Source organism: Azospirillum endophyticum (genome assembly GCF_016595245.1).
Classification (GTDB): Bacteria; Pseudomonadota; Alphaproteobacteria; order Azospirillales; family Azospirillaceae; genus Azospirillum; species Azospirillum endophyticum.
The window spans coordinates 135,525-158,280 of sequence record NZ_JAENHM010000084.1; the positions used below are offsets into that span (position 1 = coordinate 135,525).

The 22,756-nt window shown below is 69.8% G+C and carries 17 protein-coding genes and 1 riboswitch; of the genes, 8 read left to right on the forward strand and 9 right to left on the reverse strand.

The window, feature by feature from the left end:
• Positions 1 to 6 precede the first annotated feature (6 nt).
• From JHL17_RS33400 to JHL17_RS33420, 5 genes are all read right to left on the reverse strand, one after another.
• A complete protein-coding gene (locus JHL17_RS33400) occupies positions 7 to 2,145 on the reverse strand; it encodes a cysteine peptidase family C39 domain-containing protein (protein ID WP_200198959.1) in 2,139 nt (712 codons plus the stop codon).
• A gap of 1 nt (position 2,146) precedes the next feature.
• Entirely contained in the window at positions 2,147 to 3,562 is a 1,416-nt protein-coding gene (locus tag JHL17_RS33405; RefSeq protein WP_200198960.1) for an NHLP bacteriocin system secretion protein, read from the reverse strand.
• 34 nt (positions 3,563 to 3,596) lie between these two features.
• Positions 3,597 to 4,682, reverse strand: coding sequence for a RodZ family helix-turn-helix domain-containing protein (locus tag JHL17_RS33410; protein ID WP_200198961.1), 1,086 nt, complete (start codon positions 4,680 to 4,682; stop codon positions 3,597 to 3,599).
• Positions 4,683 to 4,885: 203 nt separating this feature from the next.
• On the reverse strand, positions 4,886 to 6,883 hold the full coding sequence (locus JHL17_RS37920) for an ATP-binding protein (RefSeq protein ID WP_200198962.1): 1,998 nt from the start codon (positions 6,881 to 6,883) through the stop codon (positions 4,886 to 4,888).
• A gap of 5 nt (positions 6,884 to 6,888) precedes the next feature.
• Positions 6,889 to 7,521 carry a LuxR C-terminal-related transcriptional regulator gene (locus JHL17_RS33420; protein ID WP_345773928.1) on the reverse strand — a complete coding sequence of 211 codons (633 nt, stop codon included), beginning with the start codon at positions 7,519 to 7,521 and terminating at the stop codon, positions 6,889 to 6,891.
• A 229-nt stretch (positions 7,522 to 7,750) separates the two neighbouring features.
• Here JHL17_RS33420 and JHL17_RS33425 point away from each other — a divergent pair, with 229 nt between their 5' ends.
• The 3 genes from JHL17_RS33425 to JHL17_RS33435 all read left to right on the forward strand — a co-directional run bounded on the left by JHL17_RS33425 (position 7,751) and on the right by JHL17_RS33435 (position 12,556).
• Positions 7,751 to 9,295: an FAD-binding oxidoreductase gene (locus tag JHL17_RS33425; RefSeq protein WP_200198963.1), complete on the forward strand. Its 1,545-nt coding sequence runs from the start codon at positions 7,751 to 7,753 to the stop codon at positions 9,293 to 9,295.
• A 74-nt stretch (positions 9,296 to 9,369) separates the two neighbouring features.
• Complete coding sequence (locus tag JHL17_RS33430; protein WP_200198964.1) at positions 9,370 to 10,044, forward strand: response regulator transcription factor; 675 nt, start codon at positions 9,370 to 9,372, stop codon at positions 10,042 to 10,044.
• Entirely contained in the window at positions 10,034 to 12,556 is a 2,523-nt protein-coding gene (locus tag JHL17_RS33435; protein ID WP_200198965.1) for a sensor histidine kinase, read from the forward strand. The genes JHL17_RS33430 and JHL17_RS33435 overlap by 11 nt, the downstream gene beginning before the upstream one ends.
• A gap of 72 nt (positions 12,557 to 12,628) precedes the next feature.
• Here JHL17_RS33435 and JHL17_RS33440 read toward each other — a convergent pair whose 3' ends face one another.
• Genes JHL17_RS33440 through JHL17_RS33450 form a run of 3 tightly spaced genes read right to left on the reverse strand, consistent with a single transcriptional unit; the run spans position 12,629 to position 15,432 of the window.
• Positions 12,629 to 13,663, reverse strand: a complete 1,035-nt coding sequence (locus JHL17_RS33440) for an ABC transporter substrate-binding protein (protein WP_200198966.1) — start codon at positions 13,661 to 13,663, stop codon at positions 12,629 to 12,631.
• A gap of 48 nt (positions 13,664 to 13,711) precedes the next feature.
• Entirely contained in the window at positions 13,712 to 14,599 is an 888-nt protein-coding gene (locus tag JHL17_RS33445; protein ID WP_247894000.1) for an ABC transporter permease, read from the reverse strand.
• An 8-nt stretch (positions 14,600 to 14,607) separates the two neighbouring features.
• Positions 14,608 to 15,432 carry an ABC transporter ATP-binding protein gene (locus JHL17_RS33450; protein ID WP_200198967.1) on the reverse strand — a complete coding sequence of 275 codons (825 nt, stop codon included), beginning with the start codon at positions 15,430 to 15,432 and terminating at the stop codon, positions 14,608 to 14,610.
• Between the two features lie 141 nt (positions 15,433 to 15,573).
• Positions 15,574 to 15,808, forward strand: a riboswitch (cobalamin riboswitch).
• Positions 15,809 to 15,920: 112 nt separating this feature from the next.
• On the opposite strand from JHL17_RS33450, the gene JHL17_RS33455 reads away from it, so the two are divergent.
• The 5 genes from JHL17_RS33455 to JHL17_RS33475 all read left to right on the forward strand — a co-directional run bounded on the left by JHL17_RS33455 (position 15,921) and on the right by JHL17_RS33475 (position 22,060).
• On the forward strand, positions 15,921 to 17,885 hold the full coding sequence (locus JHL17_RS33455; RefSeq protein WP_425599671.1) for a ribonucleoside-diphosphate reductase subunit alpha: 1,965 nt from the start codon (positions 15,921 to 15,923) through the stop codon (positions 17,883 to 17,885).
• Positions 17,886 to 17,934: 49 nt separating this feature from the next.
• Positions 17,935 to 19,017 (forward strand): ribonucleotide-diphosphate reductase subunit beta, encoded by a 1,083-nt coding sequence (locus JHL17_RS33460; protein ID WP_200198968.1) that lies wholly within the window; start codon positions 17,935 to 17,937, stop codon positions 19,015 to 19,017.
• 126 nt (positions 19,018 to 19,143) lie between these two features.
• The gene (locus tag JHL17_RS33465) at positions 19,144 to 20,208 is read left to right on the forward strand and encodes an ABC transporter substrate-binding protein (RefSeq protein WP_200198969.1); all 1,065 of its coding nucleotides are present in this window, start codon (positions 19,144 to 19,146) and stop codon (positions 20,206 to 20,208) included.
• 41 nt (positions 20,209 to 20,249) lie between these two features.
• Positions 20,250 to 21,275 carry a FecCD family ABC transporter permease gene (locus JHL17_RS33470; RefSeq protein WP_425599672.1) on the forward strand — a complete coding sequence of 342 codons (1,026 nt, stop codon included), beginning with the start codon at positions 20,250 to 20,252 and terminating at the stop codon, positions 21,273 to 21,275.
• A gap of 32 nt (positions 21,276 to 21,307) precedes the next feature.
• Positions 21,308 to 22,060, forward strand: a complete 753-nt coding sequence (locus JHL17_RS33475; protein ID WP_345773929.1) for an ABC transporter ATP-binding protein — start codon at positions 21,308 to 21,310, stop codon at positions 22,058 to 22,060.
• 14 nt (positions 22,061 to 22,074) lie between these two features.
• Here JHL17_RS33475 and JHL17_RS33480 read toward each other — a convergent pair whose 3' ends face one another.
• A complete protein-coding gene (locus JHL17_RS33480; protein ID WP_200198971.1) occupies positions 22,075 to 22,692 on the reverse strand; it encodes a phosphatase PAP2 family protein in 618 nt (205 codons plus the stop codon).
• Between the last annotated feature and the right edge of the window lie 64 nt (positions 22,693 to 22,756).

Below are 22,756 nucleotides of genomic sequence, written 5' to 3' on the forward strand. Positions count from 1 at the left end.
CTCCCGTCAGGCCATGCTCAGCATCAGCGCGGAAAAGGCGCCGGGACGACGCGACAGCTCGGCCGGCGGACCGGATTCGACGATCGCGCCTTCCCGCATCACCAGCACCCGGTCGCAGTCGCGGATCGCCGTCAGCCGGTGGGCGATCACCAGCATGGTCGAGCCGCGGCGGCGCAGGTTGGAGAGAAGCTGCGCCTGGGTGTGGTCGTCCAGCGCCGCCGTCGCCTCGTCCATCACCAGGATCCGCGGATTCTGCACCAGGGCGCGCGCCATCTCGATGCGGGCGCGCTGGCCGCCCGACAGGTTGGCCCCGCCCTCGGCCACCGCGGAGGCGTAGCCGTCGCGGCGGTCGATGATGATGTCGTGGATCACCGCGTCGCGGGCGGCGGCGAACAGGCGCTCGTCCGACACGGTCGGATCCCACAGCGCGATGTTGTCGCGCACGTTGCCCTCGAACAGCGTCACGTTCTGGTCGACGACCTGCACGCTCTGGCGCAGCACCCGGCGCGGGATCTCGCGCAGCGGCCGGCCGTCGAGCAGGACCTCGCCCGACCACGGCTCGTAGAGGCCGGCGGTCAGCAGCGCCAGCGTCGACTTGCCGGAGCCGGAGCCGCCGACCACCCCGACCCGCTCGCCCGGCTCGATGGTCAGCGACAGGCCGCGGATCAGCGGCGGCGCCCGGCGGGAATGGCCGAAGGTCACGTCGCGCAGCTCGATCCGCCCGGTCAGCCGGCGCAGCACCGCGGGGGCCTGCGGCTCCGGCTGGCGGAACTCCTCGGCGATCGGGTGCTGCATGGTGTCGTCGAGCAGCCGCAGGTAGGACCGCGCCTCCTGGATGCGGGCGCCGAGCTGGACGAGTCGCGACACCGGCGCCAGGAAGGCCGACAGCAGCACCATGAAGCCCATCATCGCGCCGATGGTCATGCCGCCCTCGGCGACGATGCCGCCGCCGACGGTGACGACGGCGGCCGAGGCCACCCCGCCGACGAAGGCCGGCAGCAGCCGCAGCACCGCCCGGCGCAGCATCAGCGACTGGCGGATGTTCAGCACGCGGGCATGGCGGGCGACCAGCCGCTCGAACAGCAGCCGTTCCGCCCCGGCGGAGCGGTAGGTCTCGATCATGCGCAGCCCCTGCTTGGCGTCGCTGGCCTCCTGCGCCGATTCGTTCAGCAGCCGCTGCTGGCCCTCCTCCAGCTGGCGCGACAGCAGGGCGAGCGCCAGGGCCAGCGCGGCGGCGGCGGCCACCGCGACCAGCGCCAGCATCGGCTGGTAGAAGGCCATCGCCGCCAGATAGGTCAGCGCGGTCAGGATGGCGAACAGGCAGCCGCCGATCTCGCCCGCCAGCAGCTCGGCCAGCCGATCGCTCTGCATGACCCGGTCGGCGACGGCCGCCGGCCCGCGCTGGCCGAAGAAGCCCATCGGCAGCCGCAGCACCCGCTCCATGAAGCCGATGCCGCCCAGCAGGGCCAGACGGGTCTCCAGACGGTGCAGCACGCTTTTCTGCAGCCAGGTGAAGGTGAGGGTGACCGCGCCGACCGCCAGCATCGCGCCGATCAGCGGCGTCATCCAGTCGGCCAGCCCGCCGACCAGGACGCTGTCCATGAAGATCTGGCGGAAGGCGGGGAACAGCATGCCGGGGATCGCCAGCAGCAGGCTGAGGGCGGCGGCGAACCAAATCGCCCCCCAGGATTTATGCAGCCGCCGCGCGAGGCCGCGCAGCGCGCTGGGCGCCGATCCGCCCTTGCGGAAGTCCGGACCCGGCGCCATCAGCAGGGCGATGCCGGTGAACTGGCGGCGGAACTCGGCATCGTCGACGCGGCGCCGGCCGCGCGCCGGGTCGTTCAGGCACCACCAGCGCCCGCGCCGGCCCTCCAGCACCAGGAAATGGTCCATCCCCCAATGCAGGATCATCGGCCCGGCCTGTCCGCGCAGCCCCTCCGGCTCGGTCCGGACGCCGCGCGCCTGCAATCCCAACTCGCGCGCCGCCTGGACCAGATTGGCGGCGCGGCTGCCGTCACGCGAGATGCCGCAGCGCTCGCGCAGCTCCTCCAGCGTCAGCCAGCGCCCGTGATGGGCGGCGATGATCCCGAGCGCCGCGGCACCGCATTCCGCCGCCTCGATCTGCAGGATCGACGGGGTGCGCATCTCAGGCCCCGGACGCCGACGGAGACGCCGCCGGAGCGGAAACGGCGGCGGCGGGCGGCGGCGCCATGCTGTCGGTCAGGTCGAGCCGCAGCCATTGCTGGAGGATCGGCAGGGCGAGCGCGATCAGCCGCACCTTCTGCACCGTGATCTCCACCGACACCAGCGTGCCGCCGTCCATCGAGAATTTCGGCGGGTTGCCGGTCGACCAGCGCAACGCGCCGGCCGGATCGCGCTCCAGCCGGATCAGGATCTCGAAGGGGGTGCGCAGCGTCTTCTGGAATTCGCCGACCAGCGCATCGTTCTGCAGGGTGCGGAGCATGCCGGCGCTGCTGGCCGGGGTGTCGGCCACCCGGTCGACGCGCCCGACCAGATGGCCGTGCTCCTCCTTGCGGACCGGTGCCGGGGACACGTCGGCCTCCATGCCGTGGCGCAGCTTCTTGCCGTCCTGCGCCCCGACATAGACCAGCGCCACCAGATCGCCGCCCTGTCCGGGCAAGTTCCCGTCACGCTCGATGCTGACGATCGGCGCGCCGCTCGACACCACCTGCCCGATGTTCGCCTTCGCCTCGACCACGCGCCCGCCATAGGGGGACAGGATGGCGGCATAGCGCTGCAGCCGGTCGCGGGCGGATTCCACCGCACGCGATGCGGTCGCCACCCGCTGCTCGGCGGCCAGCATGTCCTTCTCGCGCTGGGTCTGGCGGCGGGTCGCGTCGAGCGCCATGGTCTGCAGCTCGTTGCGCTGCGTCTCCAGGTCCGAGCGGATGGTGAACAGCTCGATCTTGGCGGCGATGGCGCGGTCGCGGGTGGTCAGGCCGCGGTCGGCGAGCTGGCGGACCAGCTCCTCCCGCTCCGTCATCATGCGCTGGCGTTCCTGGAGCGAGCGGATGTTGCCGCCGACCGCCTGCTCGCGCGCCTGCCGCCAAACCTCGTCGGCATGGAAATCGCGGTCCTGGAAGCGCCGCATGTCCTCGCGGGCGGCGAGCGCGTCCTGCAATTCGCCCTCCGCCTCGGCCAGCTTCAGCTTCTGCTCGCTCTGGTCGACCAGCGCGACGACGTCGCCGGGGCGGATCACGTCACCCGGCTTGAAGCGGATGTCGTTGATGCGGCCGTTTGATTCCGACACCACGTCGATCACGCCGGCCGGGCTGACCAGGATGCCCTGGCCGGTGACCTTGATCGGCACGTCGGTAAGGGAGGCCCAGACCGCCACGCCGACCACCAGCAGCGCCAGCGTGACGCAGAAGGCCAGGACCGGCGGACGCACCACCTCCAGCGCGTCGTCCACCTGCGACACGGAGGTCGCCGCCTCCGCCGCCTCGGCGCGGAAGCCGGCCTTGCCGCCCGCACCGCTTGCCGGAGGTGCGGCCGGAAGCGGCGCTGCCGCCGGCCGTTCGGTCGTCGCGCTGTCGCTCATGCGGCGGTGCCGTCCGCCACCGGTCCGCCCGGCCTCACCACTTCTTCATCTTCTTCGCGATGGACTTGGCGGTGTTCGATACGCTGCTGACCGCGCTCTGCGCCGTGCTGGACACGTCGTGCACCGCCGTCTGCGCCGTGCTGCTGACCGTGCTGGCGGTGCTCTGGGCGGTGTTCGCCACGGTGTGGGCCGCATCGGTCACGGCCGGAGTCGCTGCGGCGACGGTCGACTGCCCCGTGCTGGCGACGCTGTGGGCGGCATCGGTGACCGCGGGCGTCGCCGCGCTGACGGCCTGGGCGCCGGCATGCTCCAGCGGGGCGGTGTTGACGGTGACCTCGCTGCCCAGGGTGACGCCGCCGATGCCGACCGCCGCCGTGGCGCCGATTCCAAGGGTGACATGGCCGGCGGAGTAGCCGGCCGTCACTTCGGTGCCGGCACCGACCGAACCGGAATCGATGACGCCGACATGGGAGGTGCTGCTGATGTCGTTGTTGCCGACGGTGACCGCGGCGGTCACCTCCACATAGTTGCCGGCATAGGTGCTGACACCGCCATGGACACCGCTGGCTCCGATCGAGCCGGTGGCTTCGGCGCCGGCGCCCACCGCGATGGTCTGGGTGACCGAGCCCTCGACCGTGACGCCATGACCGACATTGCCGCCGACCGTCGTTTCGGTCGTCACCGAGACACCGACCGAACCGGAGGCGGAGGCTTCGACGCCGGTGTAGGACACCGATACGCTGGCGCTGCCGCCGACCCCGGCCTCGTAGCTGATGGTCTGGCTGACCGGCCCATGGGAGACCGTCATGCTGCCCTGGCTGCCGGCGAATCCGTCCGCCGTGGCGGTGACGCCGCCGGACCCGACGGAGACGCCGACCGAGCCGCTGGCGCCGGCGCCGACCTCGGTCGTGACGGTGGTGCCGCCGACGGTGTGGCTGGTGGAGGTGGAGACCCCGACCGACCCCGAAGCACCGGCGACGTCGACCCCGACGCTGAGGCTGACCCCGTGCTCATCCTCCTGCGCATGACCGGACTGTGCGTTGGTCGTGCCGGTTCCGCCAACCACCACCAGAAGCTCGTCATCGGAAATGTCGACCATCGCCACTTGCAACTTGCTCATGCCCGCAACCCCTCGTGAGTGGATGATCGGAAGACTTGCGCCCCAATTTTCTGCGCCGCCGGAGCATGCGCCAAGGTCGCGCCCAGTCTTTTGTATGGGAGCGGGCCTTCGGGAGTAATCCCATGTTTATGGGAGATTTGACGAAAAACCCGGATACTGCACGCGGCGGTGGCGATGCTGCGGAGAACGCTCTATCGAAACCTTCAGAATCCGGGAAGGCGGAACGGCAGGTCGATGACGATCCGGGTGCCGTCGGGCCCGGTGAGCATAGCCAGATCGGCGCCCAGCGCCGCGGCGCGCTGGCGCATGTTGTTCAACCCCTTGCCGGCCCGCGTGGCACCGGTTCCGCCGGGAATGCCACACCCTTCGTCGCGCACGACGATGCGGACCGCGCGCCCGACAGGCCCGCCCTCCCTGCTCTCCGGGCCGTTGCCCGGCGCCGGCGCCATGACGATGGTCACCCGGCGGCAGCCCGAATGGCGCACCGCGTTGGTGACGGCCTCCTGGAGGATGCGGAACAGGGTCAGGGCATGCTCCGACCTCAGCCCTTCGACGTCGGGAAGCGGCGTCATCTGCCAGTCGAGCTCGATTCCCTGGGCCTGGAGCTGCGGCCCGATACGGTCGTGGAACTGGGCCAGCATCATGCCCAGATCGTTGCCGACATCGTCCAGCGACGCCACCACCAGCCGCAGATCGTCCAGCGCCTGACGTGCCGATGCGCCGATGCGGCGGTAGTCGCGCTGCGGCAGTTCGCATTGGGCGACGATCGACACCAGTTGCCCGGCCAGCCCGTCATGCAGGTCGCGGGTCAGCCGCAGCCGCTCGCTTTCCAGCGCCACCGCACGGGTCTGCGCCTGTTCGCGGGCGAAGCTGGCCCGCAGTTCGGCCTCCACCGCCGCCACCTCCTGCCGCAGCACGTCGTTGAAGCGGCTGACCTCGCCCAGCGCCTGGGCGAACCGCCACATCAGGGTAGCGCTGATCACCGTCATCAGCAGCGGCGCCATGTAGCGGGTCATCGACGGCACGCGCAGATCCAGCACGCCGATCACCGACAGGATGTCGTGGGCGACCATCAGGATGATGACGATCATGCCCCCCAGCACGAGCTGCGCCGCCGCATGGTTCCGACGGATCGCCGCGGACAGCGCGATCCAGCCCGACCAGCCCAGCATGGTGGACGCCCAGGGGATGACGAGCGCCAGCCACAGCAGGGCGAACCAGGGTTGCAGCCGCGCCGGGTCGAGGGTGGCGACCAGGAACGCCAGGACGACCGTCGCCGGCACGACCAGCAGCAGCCGGACCGGAACCGCCAATCGCTGCCCGACCAGCCGGGCCATCACGACGGGCAGCAGCGCGCCCTGCCACAGCCCGGCGAAATTGATGACGCGCAACGGCCATTCCAGCCCGTTCGGCCCGGCGAGGAACAGCGGCAGCCCCTGGATCACGCCGAGCCCCAGGATCAGGCTCATCACCAGATGGATCGGCTCGTCCCGGTGCCCGATCCACACGATCAGCAGGGACAGGCACAAGGCCGCCTGCCACGCCACCAGCAGGCGCGGCAGCGTCCCCATCATCCATTCGCGTTCGACATAGGTGGGACGGAGCAGGCGGTCCGCCCCGACCAGCACGGTGTCGAGAAAGCCGCCGGACTGGCTCCAGGCCTCCATGCGGATGTCGATCCGGTTCTCGCCATCCGCCAGGAGCGGCCGGGGGATCGGCTGGATCAGCGGCACCGACTGGTTGACGACCACATCGGACTGGAGGTTCCGGCTGTCGGCCAGCAGCACCCCGTTCACCCACAGGGTGATCCGCCCGGACAGGATCGGCAGATAGACCGACCAGGGTTCGTCCTCCCGCGGGTCATGGCGGAAGGTCAGGCGGAATAGTGCGGAACAGCCGATGACGGGTTCGGGAACCCCCTTGCACCGGTAGGGCAGCGGAACGGCGGCGGCATCGGCCGGCATCGCTTCGGGCGGCGGACTGCCGATCGCCCCCGCCGCGGTCACCGGAACGAAATGCGCCTCCCCGATCGCGACGACGCCGTCCGGCATGGTGGGGTCGGCCGTCACCAGCGCCAGGCCGAAGGCCGTCGCCAGCACGTAATACACGAGCAGCAGCGGGCCGCGTCCCTTCAGCCAAGCCCGCAGGCGCGGCAGCGTGGGCGGGCCGGACGCCGGCAGGCCTGCGATGTGTTGGCTCACGCGCGTCAGTCCGACAGCTTGATGATCTTTCGTTCCACCGCAGTGTAGACCGCTTCGCTCCGGGAATTAACCTCGAGCTTGCGGTAGATGTTCTTGATGTGGCTGGGCACCGTCTGCCGGCTGATGCCCAGCCGGGCGGCGATGTCGTTGTAGGTGAAGCCCTTGGCGATCCCCCACAGGATGTCCATCTCGCGCGGGGTCAGGGCGGGCGCCGGTTCCTCCGCCATGGCGGGCGGAACGGCCTGGGTCTGGCGGATGATGTGGCGGGCGATGGAGGCCGAGATGGGGGAGCGGCCGTTGGTCAGGTCGCGCACCGCCGCGATCAGGTCGATCGGCCGCGCATCCTTCAGGATGTAGCCGGAGGCGCCGGCCCGCACCGCCTGCATCACCGACAGCTCGTCCCCCAGGACCGAGATCACCATGATTTCGGTCTCCGGCATGCGCTGCCGCACCTCGCGGATCAGATCGCTGCCATGGCCGTCGGGCAGCTTCAGGTCGGTCACCAGCACGCGCGGGCGGCCGCGCTCCAGCGCCGCGCGCGCCTCGGCCAGGGTCCCGGCGGAGGCCTGCAGCACGATGCCGTCGCCCGCGGCCAGGGACGCGGCCAGGAAATCGCGGGTCGGCGCATCATCCTCCACGAGGAGGACCGATATGACGCCGTCGTCCCCGGCGGCTGACCCTGCCTGATCCACTGTGGCGACCCTATGCGAAGTGTCGGTTCGGAAATGCGACGCAACCGCCATCATACCGAGAGGGGGCGGGAAATGACCATACCATGAAAGCGGGATGCCGCGGCCGGGCGGTGGCGCGCATTCTGCCGCGACTCTCCCGCCGCCGCCACATGGGGACCGCCACTTGGAACCGCCGATGCCTGCGCCGATCCTCCCCCTTTCCGCCAGCGTCCCGCCCGGCCCGGACCTGCCGGCGGAGGCGTTGGAGGACTGGCGCCGCATCGTCGGGGCGGACCATGTCCGCACCGGGGAGGCCGACCGCCGGGACTGGGGCCGGCGCACCTTCGCACCGGATGCCCGGGTGTCGGCCGTCGTCGCTCCGGGCGACGCCGGACAGGCGGCGGCCTGCCTGACCGTGGCCACCCGCCACCGCCTGCCGATCCATCCGGTCAGCCGGGGCGCCAACTGGGGGCTGGGATCACGGGCGCCGACGCGGGACGGGTCGGTCATCCTCGATCTGCGAAGGCTCGACCGCATTTCCGGCTTCGACGGGGAGCGCGGGCTGGTGCGGGTCGAGGCCGGGGTGACCTTCCGGTCCCTGGCCGACTTCCTGGCGGACAGGACCGACCGCTTCTTCCTGCCGGCCATCGGCGGCCCGGCGGAGGCCAGCGTGCTCGCCAACGCGCTCGACCGCGGCGACGGCAGCATGGGCGAGCGCTGGTCCTCGCTGTGCGACCTGGACGTCGCCCTGCCCGACGGCCGCAGGCTGCAGACCGGCTGCGGCCCGCTCGGGGCGGGGCGGACGGCCGGGCTGGATCCGGCGCCGGCGGGACCGCTGGTCGACGGGCTGTTCAGCCAGTCCAACCTGGGGGTGGTGACCGGCGCCCTCGTCCGGCTGGAAGCGATGCCAAGCGATCTCGCCATCCTGTCGGTGGAGGTCGGCGGCCTCGACGCCCTGCCCGGCTTCCTCGCGGCATGGCGCGACTGCCAGCGCGAGCAGTCGCTGCCCGACCGCTCGCTGACCCTGTGGAACGGCATCAAGTGGCTGGCGCTGGACGAGGTGCGGACGGCGGTCCCGGCCGGCCGGCTGGCGGCGGCGGCGCTGGACGAGTGGCATGCCTCCGCCCTGATCCGCGCCGAGGCGCCCGAGGTGCTGGACGCCCGCGCCGGCCGGCTGTCCCGGCGCTTCGCCGCCGTGTCGCGCGCGGTGGAGCTGGACGTCGCCCGGCGGGACGGCGCGTGGATCGAGGGGTTCGAGGATTGGCTGGGCGTGCCGGACGGACGCAACCTGCGCACGGTCTACTGGTACAAGGACCGCCATCCCGACCCCACCGCCGCCGATCCCGACCGGGACGGCTGCGGACTGATCTGGCTCTGCCTCGCCTTCCCTTTCGAGTTCCAGGCGCTGGCGGATTATCTGGGCTGGGCCCGCGGCCGGCTGGAACAGGCCGGCATCGACCTGAATGTCGGAATCGAATCCAACGGCTTCCGCTGCCTGCTGACCTATTTCACGCTGGGCTACGACCGGGCCGGGCCGGGGGCCGACGACGCGGCGCTCGCCGCCTACCGGGACCTGATCGAAACGGCGCTGGACCGGGGCTTCGCGCCATACCGGCTGGCGAACGGCCTGCCGGTGCCCGACCGGCTGCGCCGAGCGCCCGCCGCCTCCTTCCTGTCGGAGCTGCGCATCGCCGGCGACCCGGCCGGCATCCTGTCGCCCGGCCGCAACGGCCTCGGCTGACCGCCTCCGACAAAGCCGGGGCGGTTCGGCGGCGCGCGTTGTATGATCGCGGACCCGCCCGCGAGAGAGCGTCGATGCGCATACTGGTTATCGAGGATACCGAGGATCTGGCCGATGCCGTGATCGACAGCCTGCGCGGCCTCGGCCATGCCGTCGACTGGGCGGCGGACGGCCATCAGGCCGACGAGCTCCTGCGCACGGAGACCTACCAGCTCATCATCCTCGACGTCATGCTTCCGGGTCCCGACGGACAGACCCTGCTCCGCCAGCTTCGCCGCCGGGGAGACCGGACGCCGGTGCTGGTCACCACAGCGCGATCCCAGATCGACACCAAGATCCACCTGCTCGACCTCGGGGCCGACGACTACATCGTCAAGCCGTTCGACCTGCGCGAACTGGAGGCGCGATGCCGCGCCCTGCTGCGCCGGTCGCACGGGATGGTCTCGTCGGAGGCCGTCTTCGGCAATCTGGTGTTCGACGCGGCGGGACGGACGGTCGCGGTCGACGGCCGGCCCCTCGACCTCAGCGCGCGCGAATTCCGGCTGCTGGAGCTGTTCCTCGGCAATCTGGGCCGGGTGCAGACCAAGGCCGCGCTGATCGACCGGCTGTTCGACCTGGAACAGGCGGTCACCCCGAACGCGGTGGAGATGTCGGTCTCCCGCCTGCGGCGCAAGCTGGAGGGCGCCTCGGTGGTGATCCGCACCGTGCACGGCGTCGGCTATGTCGGCGAAAAGCAAGATGGCGGCTGAAAACCGCGCCGCCGCCGGAGGCTCGCTGCGCCGGCGCCTGCTGAGCCGGATGTTCGTCGTGCTCGGCGTCGTGACCCTCATCCTGTTCCTGTTCGTCCGCACTTACGCGCGCGACGCGGCCGACAGCGCCTACGACCAGCTTTTGTCGGCCTCCGCCCTCTCCATCGCCGACGCCGTCCGGGTGGAAAACGGCGCCATCACGGTGGACCTGCCCTACTCCTCGCTGAGCGTGCTGGGAACGGCCCGGCACGACCGGGTCTTCTACAAGATCCTGGCGCCGGGCGGCCTCCTCGTCACCGGCTATCCGGACCTGCCCGGAGCGACGGTGCACGACGACACGCCGGTTTTCCTGAACGCGACCTACAGCGACGCGCCGGTGCGGGTCGCCGTGACGGGACGGTTCATCAGCGGCGTGGCGCGCTCGGGATGGGTGACCGTGGTGGTCGCCCAGACCCGCGAAGCGCGCGACCTGCTGGCTTCCCGGCTGGTCGCCAACTCCTTCGCACCCATCGCCTTCGCCGTCGTGGCCGGCGCCCTGCTGCTCTGGTTCGGCATCCGCCAGGCATTGGCGCCCCTGGGTTTCCTCGAGGCGCTGATCCGGGCACGGCGCCCGCAGGACTTCACCCCGATCGACGCGCCGGTGCCGACCGAGGTCGGGCAGCTTCTGGCCGCCATCAACCAGCTGATGGTCCGCTTCAAGGCCAACCTCGATTCCACCCAGTCCTTCCTGGCCGACGCGGCGCACCAGATCCGCACCCCGCTGGCCGCCTTGCGGTCGCAGGCCGAGCTGGCGCGCCGGGAGGCGGATGTCGAGCGCCTGCGCAACCGCGTCGAGCGCATCCACCGCAACGCCGTCGAGGCCAGCGAACTGACGACGCAGCTGCTGAACCACGCCACCGTCGTCCACCGCGCGGAAGCCGTCCAGCCGCAGGTTCTGGATCTCGACCTGCTGCTGCGGCAGATCGTCCAGCAGATCGCCGGCCGGCCCGACGCTCCGCCCATCGAACTGACGCGCGATCCGGCCGAGGGCGACGCGCTGCTGAACGGCGATCCCGTCACCCTGCGCGAAGCCCTGTCCAACCTGCTCGACAATGCCTGCAAATATGGCGGCCAAGGCCCCGTGGAGCTGCGCGTGCGGCCGGGAAGCGGCGACTATGGCCCGCTGGTGGAGATCGCCGACCGCGGGCCGGGCATTCCGGAAGAGGAAAAGCGCGTGGTGTTCGACCGCTTCCGCCGCGGACGGCTGGCCAAGGGGATCGCCGGCAGCGGCCTCGGCCTCTCCATCGCCGCGGCGGTGGCGGAGGCACATCAGGCCGAGCTGTCGCTGCTCGACCGTCCGGGCGGCGGCCTGATCGTCCGCCTGGAATTCCCAGGCCCCGACAGCCCAAGCGCGGACCGTCCCGGCGCGGGAGCCGCCGGCACCCCCGCGGGCGGGCGGCGGATACTTGCCCTGCTGCCGCTCCTGCTGCTGCCCTGCGTCCTGCTGGCCGCCATCGGCCCCGCCCTGGCCCTGGAACCGGTGCTCTACCCCGCACCGATGGCCGGCACCGAGCGCCTGCGCATCGACGCCGCCACCGACCGGCCGGCGATCGAGCCGCTGATCCGCGATTTCCAGCGGATGAACCCGATGGTCTCCGTCGAGTACCGGGAAATGAATACCGGGGAACTCTACGATTCCGTGGTCAGGGGCGGTGACGGCGCCGTGCCGGATCTCGTCATCAGCTCCGCCTCCGGCCTGCAGGTGAAGCTGGTCAACGACGGGCATGCCCGCCGCTACAGCTCGCCGGCGACGGACGCGCTTCCGGACTGGGCCAACTGGCGCAGCGCCGCCTTCGGCTTCACCCAGGAACCGGCGGCCATCGTCTACAACCGCGACCTCGTCGCGGAGGACGAGGTGCCGCGCTCCCGCGAGGACCTGATCCATCTGCTGCGCGACCGCAAGGGGCGCTACCGGGGCCGCGTGGTGACCTACGATGTCGAGGACAGCGGCATCGGCTATCTGTTCGCGACGCAGGACTCCGTCCTGACCAGCCAGTTCTGGCAGCTCGCCGACGCCCTCGGCGAGACCCTGGCCAAACAGATGTGCTGCACCGCCGACATGGTGGGCGCCATTGAGCGGGGCGAGAGCCTGATCGGCTACAACCTGCTCGGTTCCTACGCGCGGGAGCGGCAGATCCACGGCGCCCATATCGGCATCGTCCTGCCGACCGACTACACGCTGGTCATGACCCGGGTCGCCCTCATCCCGCGGCGGTCGGCTGCGCCCGACCTGGCCGGGCGCTTCATCGACTACCTGCTGTCGGAGCGCGGGCAGGCGGTGGTCGCCGCCGAGACCGCCTTCTACTCCATCCTGCCGACGGTCGGCGGCCCGATGTCGGCGACGCACCTGCAGGAGGAGATGCGCGGCCCGACGCAGCGGATCGCTCTCGGGCCCGCGCTGCTGGTCTTCATGGACCATCTGAAGCGCGACCGTTTCCTTCAGCAGTGGAAGGCGTTCCTGCACCAGCCCTGACGCAAAAAAGAGGGCCCGGGAGCGACCCGGGCCAGTTCGTCGGGAACGTGCCGTTCCAGACCGGAGGATCGCTCAGCTTCCGGGCAGGGAATGGACGTTGGCGATGAACAGGTCCTGCCAAGTGGCGGGCTTGTTCTTGATCGTGCCGACGCGGCCCATGAAGTTGGCGAATTGCATGACGCCGTTCGGCGTGGTCGAGAATTTGGTGTCCGGGTCCTTGATCATCCGTTCCACCTCGCCCGCCGACAGCTTGGCCTTGGCCGACTGGACGTAGATCGTGGCGGCGCGCGCCGGCTCGTCGGCGATCAGCTTGTCGGCCTCCTCCAGCGCCGCGAGGAAGGCGGCGGTCAGCTTCGGGTTGGCGTCGATGAAGCGCTTGGGCGCATAGACGAGGTCGAGCGAGATGTTGCCCAGCACATCCACCGAGTTCATCACCCGGTGCACCTGGGGATTTTCCAGCTCCATGAAGGAATAGGGCGGCGAGCCGAGATGGCTGTTCACCTCGGTCTTGCCGGAGACGAGCGCCGTATAGGCCTCCGGATGCGGCAGGCCGACCGTCATCGGGTCGAGCTTGGCGTAATTGTCGTCGCCGAACTCCTTGGCGACGGCCATCTGCAGCACGACGGCCGACAGCGAGGTCTTGATGCCCGGCAGGGCGATCTTGTCCTTCGCGGTGAAGTCCTTCAGCGACTTGATGTTCGGGTTGTTGCTGTTGAGGTACAGCGAGGTGGCGCTGAGCCCCGCGAGGCCCGAGACCTCCAGCTTGGCGTTGCCCTTCACCTTCGACCACAGGGTCAGGAAGCCGGGCACGCCGATGGCGGCGATGTCGAGGTTTCCGGAGATCATGGCGTCGTTGATGACGTTGCCGCCGTCCAGCTCCAGCCAGCCGACCTTGACGTCGCCGAGGCCCGCCGCCTTGGCCTGCTTCTCCAGGAGCTTCTCGTGCTCCATGACGATCATCGGCAGGTACAGGATGCCGTAGCCCTTGGAGATGTGAAGCTCCGCGGTCTCGGCTTGGGCGGGGCCGGTCGCCAGCGCCCCGGATGCCAGGGCGACGAGCGCGGTCGCCAGCACGCCGACCCGGCGCAGGGTTGCGAATGCGGTCATGATGGGTCCTCCCGTGTGGATTTTTCAGTGTGGATTCTTATCGAAGGCTCAGTGCTGCATGCCCCAGCGGCGGATGGTGCGCCGCTCGATGGTGGCGAAGACGCCGTTCTCGACGATCAGGCCGATGAGGATCACGGTGAACAGGCCGGCGAAGACGTTCGCCGTTTCCAACTGGTTGCGGTTCTCGAAGATGTACCAGCCGAGGCCGCCGGAACCGGAGCTGACGCCGAACACCAGCTCCGCCGCGATCAGCGTGCGCCAAGCGAACGCCCAGCCGACCTTCAGACCGGTGAGGATCGACGGGAAGGCCGCCGGGATCAGGATGTGGCGGACAAGGCCGAGGCCGCTCAGCCCATAGTTCCGGCCGACCATGCGCAGCGTGTTGGAGACGGAGCGGAAGCCGGCATGGGTGTTCAGCGCGATGGCCCACAGCACGGAATGGACGAGCACGAAGATCACGCTGCCGGAACCGAGCCCGAACCAGATCAGCGCCAGCGGCAGCAGGGCGATGGCCGGCAGCGGGTTCAGCATGGAGGTCATCGTCTCCAGCAGGTCGGTGCCGATCTGCGAGCCGATGGCGACGGTGGTCAGCAGGGCCGCCAGCAGGATGCCCATGGCGTAGCCGATCACCAGCGTCTGCAGCGAGACCAGCGTGCGCGCCGGGATGATGCCGTTGCCGAGGTCGGCGGTGAAGGCCTGCAGCATCGCCGAGAAGGGCGGGAACAGCAGCGGGTTGTCGAGCCAGCGGCCGTAGATTTCCCAGATCAGGGCGAGCGCGAGCAGGATCAGGCCCTTGCGCAGCAGCGGGACGCGGTACAGCCGCTCCCACGCGCCGAGCGGCTTCTGGACGTCGGCGATGACGGTCGAGTTGGACACGTCCCGGATGATCTCGGGACGCTCGACGAGGATGGAGTTCGCGGTGGAGTGCGTCATCATGGCGGGCCTCAATGGACGAACAGCATGTCGTTGATGCGGGCTTCCAGCTCCGCCTGGGCGGCGGTGCCGAGCTGTTCCGGCGGGATGCTGTTCAGCTCGGCCTTCACCTGCCCCGGATGCGGCGACAGCAGCAGGATGCGCGTCCCGACCCGGATCGCCTCCTCGATGGAATGGGTCACGAACAGCACGGTGAACTTCGTGTCGTCCCACAGGCGCAGCAGCTCGTCCTGCATGCGGCGGCGCGTCAGGGCGTCGAGCGCGGCATAGGGCTCGTCCATCAGCAGGACGTCCGGTTCCATCGCCATGCCGCGGGCGATGGCGACGCGCTGCTTCATGCCGCCGGACAGCGTGTGCGGGAAGCTGTGCGCGAACTTCGCCAGACCGACCTTGTTGATGTAATGGTCGGTGCGCTCGGCCGCCTCGGCCCCCTTGGCGCGCCCGCTGGTGGTCAGCGCGAACAGCACGTTTTCGCGCACGCTCTTCCAGGGCAGGAGCTGGTCGAATTCCTGGAACACCATCATACGGTCGGGACCGGGCCTGGTCACCTCGTGACCGTTCAGCCGGATGGCGCCCTCCACCGGCTCCAGATAGCCGCCGATGGCCTTCAGCAGGGTGGATTTCCCGCAACCCGACGGGCCGAGCAGGACATAGCGGTCGGATTTGAAGACCTGGAAATCGACGCGGTAGGTGGCCGTCACCAGATGGTCCGACGTCTTGTACTGCAAGGTGACGCCGGACACCTCCAGCAAGGGGCTGGCCGGGATCGCGGCCGCCACGGGGTCGACGGGTGCGCCCGCGACGGCGGGGCGGACGGTCGGCGACGTCCTGCTCATCGTTTCCTCCAACACAGATTCATTGGGTTGCTCATGCCGCGAACTGCGGGCCTTGCGGACAGTATGTGCTCCAGATCTGACAGCTTCCTGACGGCCATGACGCCGGACGTAAAAGCGCTTGACGCCCCCTCCGCCTCCGCCTACCGTATCTAGCGTTACGGTTCCATGTACCCACAAGATGCATGGCTAAGAGGGAAGTCGGTGAGCCGCTGAACGCGGCAATGCCGGCGCTGCCCCCGCAACTGTGAGCGGAGAGCGGTTTCGTCGTTTTCAGCGCCACTGGTGCCGATCCCCTTTCCAGGGGCGGTACCGGGAAGGCCGGACGAAGCCGCGGTGACCCGCGAGCCAGGAGACCTGCCGTAACCGAATGAACGTCCACGGGCGGGGTGTCCCGGTGGTGCGCTTGCCGATCCGCGGCGTTTCCCGCCCGCCCTCGCCGCAAGTCGTGCTCCCGTGTCGTCCCGCCGCACGAGAACAAGGGACCACGGATGCCGGCGCTCGCTCAAGACCTCGCCCGGGACTTCACCCAGGATCCGGCAGACCCCCGTCCGGCAGACGGCCGGGAACCGGCCGGCGGCTTCGACCGTCACGGGACCCCGCCGGCGCACGCCCGGCACATGTCCGCTCTGTCGGGCGGCCGTGCCCCGACGCAGCGCTGGACGCCGCCCGACCCCTCCGTCATCCGCATCGACCGCAGCCGCGACGCCCTGCTGACCGCCTTCGGCAAGGCGACGCTGGACGACCGCTACCTGCTGCCGGGCGAGGGCTACCAGGATCTGTTCGCCCGGGTCGCCGCCGCCTATGCCGACGATGCCGCGCACGCCCAGCGGATCTACGACGCCATCTCCCGCCTGTGGTTCATGCCGGCGACCCCGGTGCTGAGCAACGGCGGCACCACCCGCGGCCTCCCCATCTCCTGCTTTCTCAACGCCGTTCCGGATTCGCTGGACGGCATCGTCGACATCTGGAACGAGAATGTCCGGCTGGCGTCGAACGGCGGCGGCATCGGCACCTATTGGGGCGGGGTCCGCTCGATCGGCGAAGCGGTGAAGGGCAACGGCAGCACGTCCGGCATCATTCCCTTCATCCGGGTGATGGACAGCCTGACGCTGGCGATCAGCCAGGGGTCGCTGCGCCGCGGCTCGGCCGCCGTCTATCTCGACATCCACCATCCGGAGATCGAGGAGTTCCTGGAGATCCGCAAGTCGTCCGGCGACTTCAACCGCAAGAGCCTGAACCTGCACCATGCGGTGGTCATCACCGACGCCTTCATGGCGGCGGTGCGCGACGACAGGCCCTTCCCGCTGGTCAGCCCGAAGAGCGGCGCCGTGCTGAGGCAAGCCAACGCCCGCCAAATCTGGCAGAAGATCCTGGAAGCCCGCATGCAGACCGGGGAACCCTACCTGCTGTTCGGCGACACGGTGAACCGCGCTCTGCCCAAGCACCAGCGCGATCTCGGCCTGTCGGTGCGCTCCAGCAACCTGTGCAGCGAGATCACGCTGGCGACCGGCAAGGACCATCTCGGCCGCGACCGCACGGCGGTCTGCTGCCTCGCCTCGATGAACCTGGAGACCTGGGACGAGTGGAACGACGAGGCGGGGCTGGTCGAGGACGTTCTGCGCTTCCTCGACAACGTCCTGACCCGCTTCATCGAGGACGCGCCGGCTGGCATGGAGAACGCCGTCTATTCGGCGATGCGCGAGCGCTCGGTCGGGCTGGGGGTGATGGGCTTCCACTCCTTCCTGCAGGCCCGCGGCATCCCCTTCGAGGGCGCCATGGCCAAGGTGTGGAACCTGCGCTTCTTCCGCAAGCTGCGCCGCGACGCCGACGCCGCCTCGGTCGCCCTGGCCCATGAGCGCGGCCCCTGCCCGGACGCCGCCGAGCGCGACATGATGGTGCGCTTCAGCCACAAGCTGGCGATCGCGCCGACCGCCTCGATCAGCATCATCTGCGGCGGCGCCAGCGCCTGCATCGAGCCGATCCCGGCCAACATCTACACCCACAAGACGCTGTCGGGCTCGATGCCGGTGCGCAACCCGCATCTGGAAAGGCTGCTGGCCGCCAAGGGCGCCGACCGGCCGGAGATCTGGCAGTCGATCATCGAGCATGAGGGCTCGGTCCAGCACCTCGACATCCTCGGCGACGACGAGAAGGCGGTCTTCCGCACCGCCTTCGAGATCGACCAGCGCTGGATCATCGAGTTCGCCGCCGACCGCACGCCTTTCCTCTGCCAGAGCCAGTCGATCAACCTCTACCTGCCGGGCGACATCGACAAGTGGGACCTGCACATGCTGCACTGGACCGCCTGGGAGAAGGGGCTGAAGAGCCTCTATTACTGCCGCTCCAAGTCGGTGCAGCGCGCCGCCTTCGCCGGCAAGGACCGCATGGCGGGCAAGGCCGAGGCGATCCAGGCGCCGCGCACCGACTACGAGGAATGCCTCGCCTGCCAGTGACCGGCGGTCCGACCGCGCAGTCCCTTCCCGCCATCACGGATCCGTCGCCATGCCCCCGCTTCTCGACCTCGACCCCATGAGCCTGATCGGCACCGGCCGCGTCGGCCTGCTGCAGGGCTCCGCCGCCTACAACGTCGACCGCTACCCCTGGGCCTACGCCTACTGGAAGAAGCAGCAGCAGGTGCATTGGATGGGCGAGGAGGTGCCGCTCGGCGAGGACATCAAGGACTGGACCTCCGACCGCGTCACCGACGGCGAGCGCAACCTGCTGACCCAGATCTTCCGCTTCTTCACCCAGAGCGACGTCGAGGTCAGCGACAACTACCTCAAGCGCTACATGCCGATCTTCCAGCCGCTGGAAGTGCAGATGATGATGGCGGCCTTCACCAACATGGAGACGGTCCACATCGACGCCTACGCCCTGCTGCTGACCACCATCGGCATGCCGCAGACCGAGTTCGCCGCCTTCCGCGACTATGCGGAGATGCGCGACAAGGCCGACTACATGCACGGCTTCGGCGTCGGCACGGTGGCCGACGTGTCGCGCACGCTCGCCATGTTCGGCGCCTTCACCGAGGGCATGGCGCTGTTCGCCAGCTTCGCCATGCTGCTGAACTTCCCGCGCCACAACAAGATGAAGGGGATGGGCCAGATCGTCACCTGGTCGGTGCGCGACGAGAGCCTGCATTGCGAGGGCATCATCCGGCTGTTCCACGAATGGAACCGAGAGACCGGCGCCATGACCCCCGCCGTGCGCGACGACATCCTCGACGTCTGCCGCACCATGGTCGGGCTGGAGGAGCGCTTCATCGACCTGGCCTTCGGCCTGGGGCCGGTGCAGGGGATGACGCCGGAGGACATCCGGGCCTATGTCCGCTACGTCGCCGACTGGCGGCTGACACAACTCCGGCTGCCCACCCTCTACGGCTATTTCAGGCCGGCGGACGGCGGCTACGAGCCGGTGAAGCCGCACCCGCTGCCCTGGCTGGTCGAAATCCTGAACGGCGTCGAGCACGCCAACTTCTTCGAGCAGCGCGCCACCGAATATTCCAAGGGCGCCACCAGCGGCCAATGGGACGGGGTGGACGGCGTCTGGGCGGCCTTCGACCGGATGCGTGCCCCGGCGGGCTGACAACGGACCGCAGAACCCGGATTGCTCCGATCGAACCGACGCCAGCGATCATGGGAGCGTGTGCTTCCCTTCCCAATCGACATCGGACCGGATCGACCTCCGGCCGCACCGACATCAGGATCGAACATGCCGAACGCCGCTCACTTTCCCGCCTTGCGCCGGGCCGCGCTGGCCCTTTGCGCAGGTCTCGCCGGGCTCGGCCTCGTAACCGCTTCGGCCTCGGCGGCCGAGGCGACCGGATACCCGCTGACAATCCACAATTGCGGGATGTCCGTCACCTTCGACAAGGCGCCGACGCGGGCGGTGGCGCTCGGCCAAAACACCACCGAGATTCTGCTGTCGCTGGGGCTGGCCGACAGGATCGTCGGGACGGCGGTCTGGATGGGGCCGGTCATGAAACCCTTCGAAGCGCAGAATGCCAGGATCAGGCGTCTGGCCGACAATGATCCGAGCTTCGAAGCGGTGATCGCCCGGGAACCGGATCTGGTGGCGGCCCAGTTCGAATGGCATGTCGGCCCCAACGGCTCGGTGGCCAAGCGGGAGCAGTTCACGCAGCTCGGCATCCCGACCTACATCTCGCCCGCGGATTGCGTCGAGAAGGACAACTCAGGGGGTGGCGACGGCCTGCGCAAGCAGATGTTCACCATGGATCTCGTCTATCGGGAGATCCAGGACCTCGCCCGGATCTTCGACGTCGGGGACCGGGGCGAGGCGCTGGTCGCGGCGCTCAGAAAGCGCGAGGCCGCCGCCGTCGCATCCGTTGCCCTTGGCGTCGCCGGCGGCAAGGCCAAGGGCGTGCCGGTCGTCTTCTGGTTCTCCAGCAAGGAGGTGCGGGGCGATGCCTTCGTCGCCGGCAGGAACGGCGCGCCGGCCTACATCGTGAAGGCGCTGGGCGCCAGGAACGTCGTCACCACGGAAGAGGAATGGCCGCTGGTGAGCTGGGAGAGGATCGCCGCCGCCGATCCGGCGGTCATCGTCATCGCCACGATGGACCGCCGCCGCTACGCCGCCGACGACCCCGCCGTCAAGCTGGCCTTCCTCGAAAGCGATCCCGTCACCGGCAAGCTGGAGGCCGTCCGCAAGAAGCGCTTCGTGCTGATGGACGCGCAATCGATGAACCCGACGATCCGGACGATCGACGGCATCGAGGCGCTCGCCGACGGCATCAAGGCGTTCGGCTTGGCCGAGTGATGCGCAACCCGGCCATCGCCGGCCGATGGGGGCTGCGGGCCGTGCCCGCCCTTCCGGCTCCGGCCCTCTTCGCCCTGACCACCCTTGCCATGGCCCTCCTCATCCTCGCCATCGGACTGGCCGTCTCGATCGGGGAGATGACGATCCCGTTCGGCACCATCGCCAAGGCGGTCGGCAACAGGTTGTTGGGCATGGGCTTCGCGATCAGCCCGATCCAGGAGGGCGTCATCTGGGATTACCGGCTCAGCCGGGCGCTGGTCGCCGCCTGCTGCGGTGCGGCGCTCGCCCTGTCCGGTGCCATCCTCCAGGCGCTCCTCCGCAACCCGCTGGCCGAACCCTATGTCCTGGGCATATCGGCCGGCGCCTCGACGGGCGCCGTCGCGGTGATGATCGCGGGCTTTGGCGGCGGTGCGCTGTCGATGTCGGGCGGCGCCTTCACTGGCGCCATCCTGGCCTTCACGCTGGTCTGCGCGCTGGCGGCCGGCACAGGAGCCGGGGCGGACCGGATCATTCTCGCCGGGGTCGCCGGGTCCCAGCTCTTCAGCGCCCTGACCTCCTACATCGTGACGACGTCGGCCAATGCGGAACAGGCGCGCGGCGTCATGTTCTGGCTGCTCGGCAGTCTCGGCGGCGTCCGCTGGCCGGACGTTGCCCTCGCAGCCCCGGTCGCCGTCGGCGGCTTCGCCATAGCCATCCTTCACGCCCGTGCCCTGGATGCCTTCGCCTTCGGCGTCGATGCCGCCGCCGCACTCGGCATCCCGGTGACGCGCGTCCGCCTGGTCCTGTTCGGTTTGACGGCGGCGATGACGGCGACCATGGTCAGCATCGTCGGATCGATCGGCTTTGTCGGGCTGGTCGTCCCACATGCGGCGCGCTTCCTGGTCGGTCCCGGCCATATGCGGCTTCTGCCGGCCTCCTTCATGATCGGCGCGGTGTTCATGGTGCTGGCCGACATCGTCTCCCGGATCGTCGTCCCCCAGCAGATCCTCCCCATCGGTGTGGTCACCGCCCTGTTCGGCGCCCCCGCCTTCGCGCTCATCCTCTACAAGGCGAGACGGCCGCTGTGAGCATTGCGACCAGAGGCATAGGGACCAAGGACGTGCGCTGGGCGGCCGGCGGCGCGATGATCGTGGACGGCGTCACCATCGAGGCGGCAGCGGGATCGACGCTCGGCCTGCTCGGCCCCAACGGGTCGGGGAAATCGAGCCTGCTGCGCCTGATCGGCCGTCTGCGCCGGGTCGACGCCGGAATCGTCACCCTCGGCGGCACCGACATCGCCGGTCTGCCGCGCGCCATCCTCGCCCGGCGGGTCGCGCTGGTCGAACAGCAGGCGACCACGGAGGCCCCGCTCACCGTACTCGACATCGTCCGGCTGGGGCGGACGCCCCACCGCGGACCGCTCTCGCCCTGGACCGGCACCGACGACGCGGCGGTCGAGAGTGCGCTGCGCCATGTCGGCATGGCGGAGAAGCGCAACCGGCTCTGGCACACCCTTTCCGGCGGCGAGCGCCAGCGCACCCACATCGCGCGTGCCCTGGCGCAGACCCCAAGCGAACTGCTGCTCGACGAACCGACCAACCACCTCGACATCCGGCATCAGCTGGAGATCCTGTCGCTCGTCAGCCGCCTGCCGGCGACGAGCATCGTCGCGCTTCACGACCTCAACCTCGCCGCGCTGTTCTGCGACACCATCGCGATCCTGCACCATGGGCGGGTGGTCTGCGCCGGACCGCCGGACGAGGTGCTGACCGCCGAGACGATCCGGGACGTCTTCGGGGTGAGCGCCCATGTCGAACGCTCACCCCATCACGGAAAGCTCCAGGTCCATTTCCTGGTCGACCCCATCTCCTGATCGGGCCCGCCCGGTCATCGGACGGAGGAGCGTCGCCGCGGGAACATGGCGAGCGGCAGGCGCAGGCCGTCGAGAAGCCGGTGGTAGAGGCGCTCGACGAGCGGCGCCAGATGCGCGTCGGCCACCGGCCGCAGGATCACGGCGAACAGGGCGCAGACGCCGCCGAGGATGAAGGCCCCCGCCATGTCGAGTGGCCAATGCACGCCGAGATAGACCCGCGCCCAGGCGGTGGCGGCGCCGAGCGCCAGCACCACGGCCCCCCACCGGCGCGCCGCCCCGGTGGCGATCAGCCCCAGCCCGACCGTAAAGAGGAACGTCCCATGGTCGCTGGGGAAGGAGGTCGCCATGTCGTGCGCCATCAACTGGTGGCCGATGCCCGCCGCGAAGGGCCGGGGATGATACCAGACCATCCCGATCGCGGTGTTGACCGCGAACGCGAGCAGAAGGCCGCAGCCGACGGCGACCAGGCCGCCCCGCCGCTGCGGCGCCCCCCACATCCACAGCCCGGCGGCGAGAGCGGCCACGACATAGACCAGGCCCTCCGCACAAACCATCGCCAGATGCAGCATCCATGGCGCCGGTGCGGCCGGGCCGTTGATGGCCAGAAACAGGTCGACGTTCCAGTTGTCCATTCTTCCCTCGATCGAAAGCGGAGCCGACTCTACGGCAAGCCGCCGCGATCGGCATCCGGCCAAA

Excerpts from the sequence above, each read along its gene's own strand:
- JHL17_RS33400 (WP_200198959.1), bottom strand. The coding sequence starts at position 2,145 with ATGCGCACCCCGTCGATCCTGCAGATCGAGGCGGCGGAATGCGGTGCC.
- JHL17_RS33405 (WP_200198960.1), bottom strand. The coding sequence starts at position 3,562 with ATGAGCGACAGCGCGACGACCGAACGGCCGGCGGCAGCGCCGCTTCCG.
- JHL17_RS33410 (WP_200198961.1), bottom strand. The coding sequence starts at position 4,682 with ATGAGCAAGTTGCAAGTGGCGATGGTCGACATTTCCGATGACGAGCTT.
- JHL17_RS33425 (WP_200198963.1), top strand. The coding sequence starts at position 7,751 with ATGCCTGCGCCGATCCTCCCCCTTTCCGCCAGCGTCCCGCCCGGCCCG.
- JHL17_RS33430 (WP_200198964.1), top strand. The coding sequence starts at position 9,370 with ATGCGCATACTGGTTATCGAGGATACCGAGGATCTGGCCGATGCCGTG.
- JHL17_RS33435 (WP_200198965.1), top strand. The coding sequence starts at position 10,034 with ATGGCGGCTGAAAACCGCGCCGCCGCCGGAGGCTCGCTGCGCCGGCGC.
- JHL17_RS33440 (WP_200198966.1), bottom strand. The coding sequence starts at position 13,663 with ATGACCGCATTCGCAACCCTGCGCCGGGTCGGCGTGCTGGCGACCGCG.
- JHL17_RS33445 (WP_247894000.1), bottom strand. The coding sequence starts at position 14,599 with ATGATGACGCACTCCACCGCGAACTCCATCCTCGTCGAGCGTCCCGAG.
- JHL17_RS33450 (WP_200198967.1), bottom strand. The coding sequence starts at position 15,432 with ATGAGCAGGACGTCGCCGACCGTCCGCCCCGCCGTCGCGGGCGCACCC.
- JHL17_RS33455 (WP_425599671.1), top strand. The coding sequence starts at position 15,921 with ATGCCGGCGCTCGCTCAAGACCTCGCCCGGGACTTCACCCAGGATCCG.
- JHL17_RS33460 (WP_200198968.1), top strand. The coding sequence starts at position 17,935 with ATGCCCCCGCTTCTCGACCTCGACCCCATGAGCCTGATCGGCACCGGC.
- JHL17_RS33465 (WP_200198969.1), top strand. The coding sequence starts at position 19,144 with ATGCCGAACGCCGCTCACTTTCCCGCCTTGCGCCGGGCCGCGCTGGCC.
- JHL17_RS33480 (WP_200198971.1), bottom strand. The coding sequence starts at position 22,692 with ATGGACAACTGGAACGTCGACCTGTTTCTGGCCATCAACGGCCCGGCC.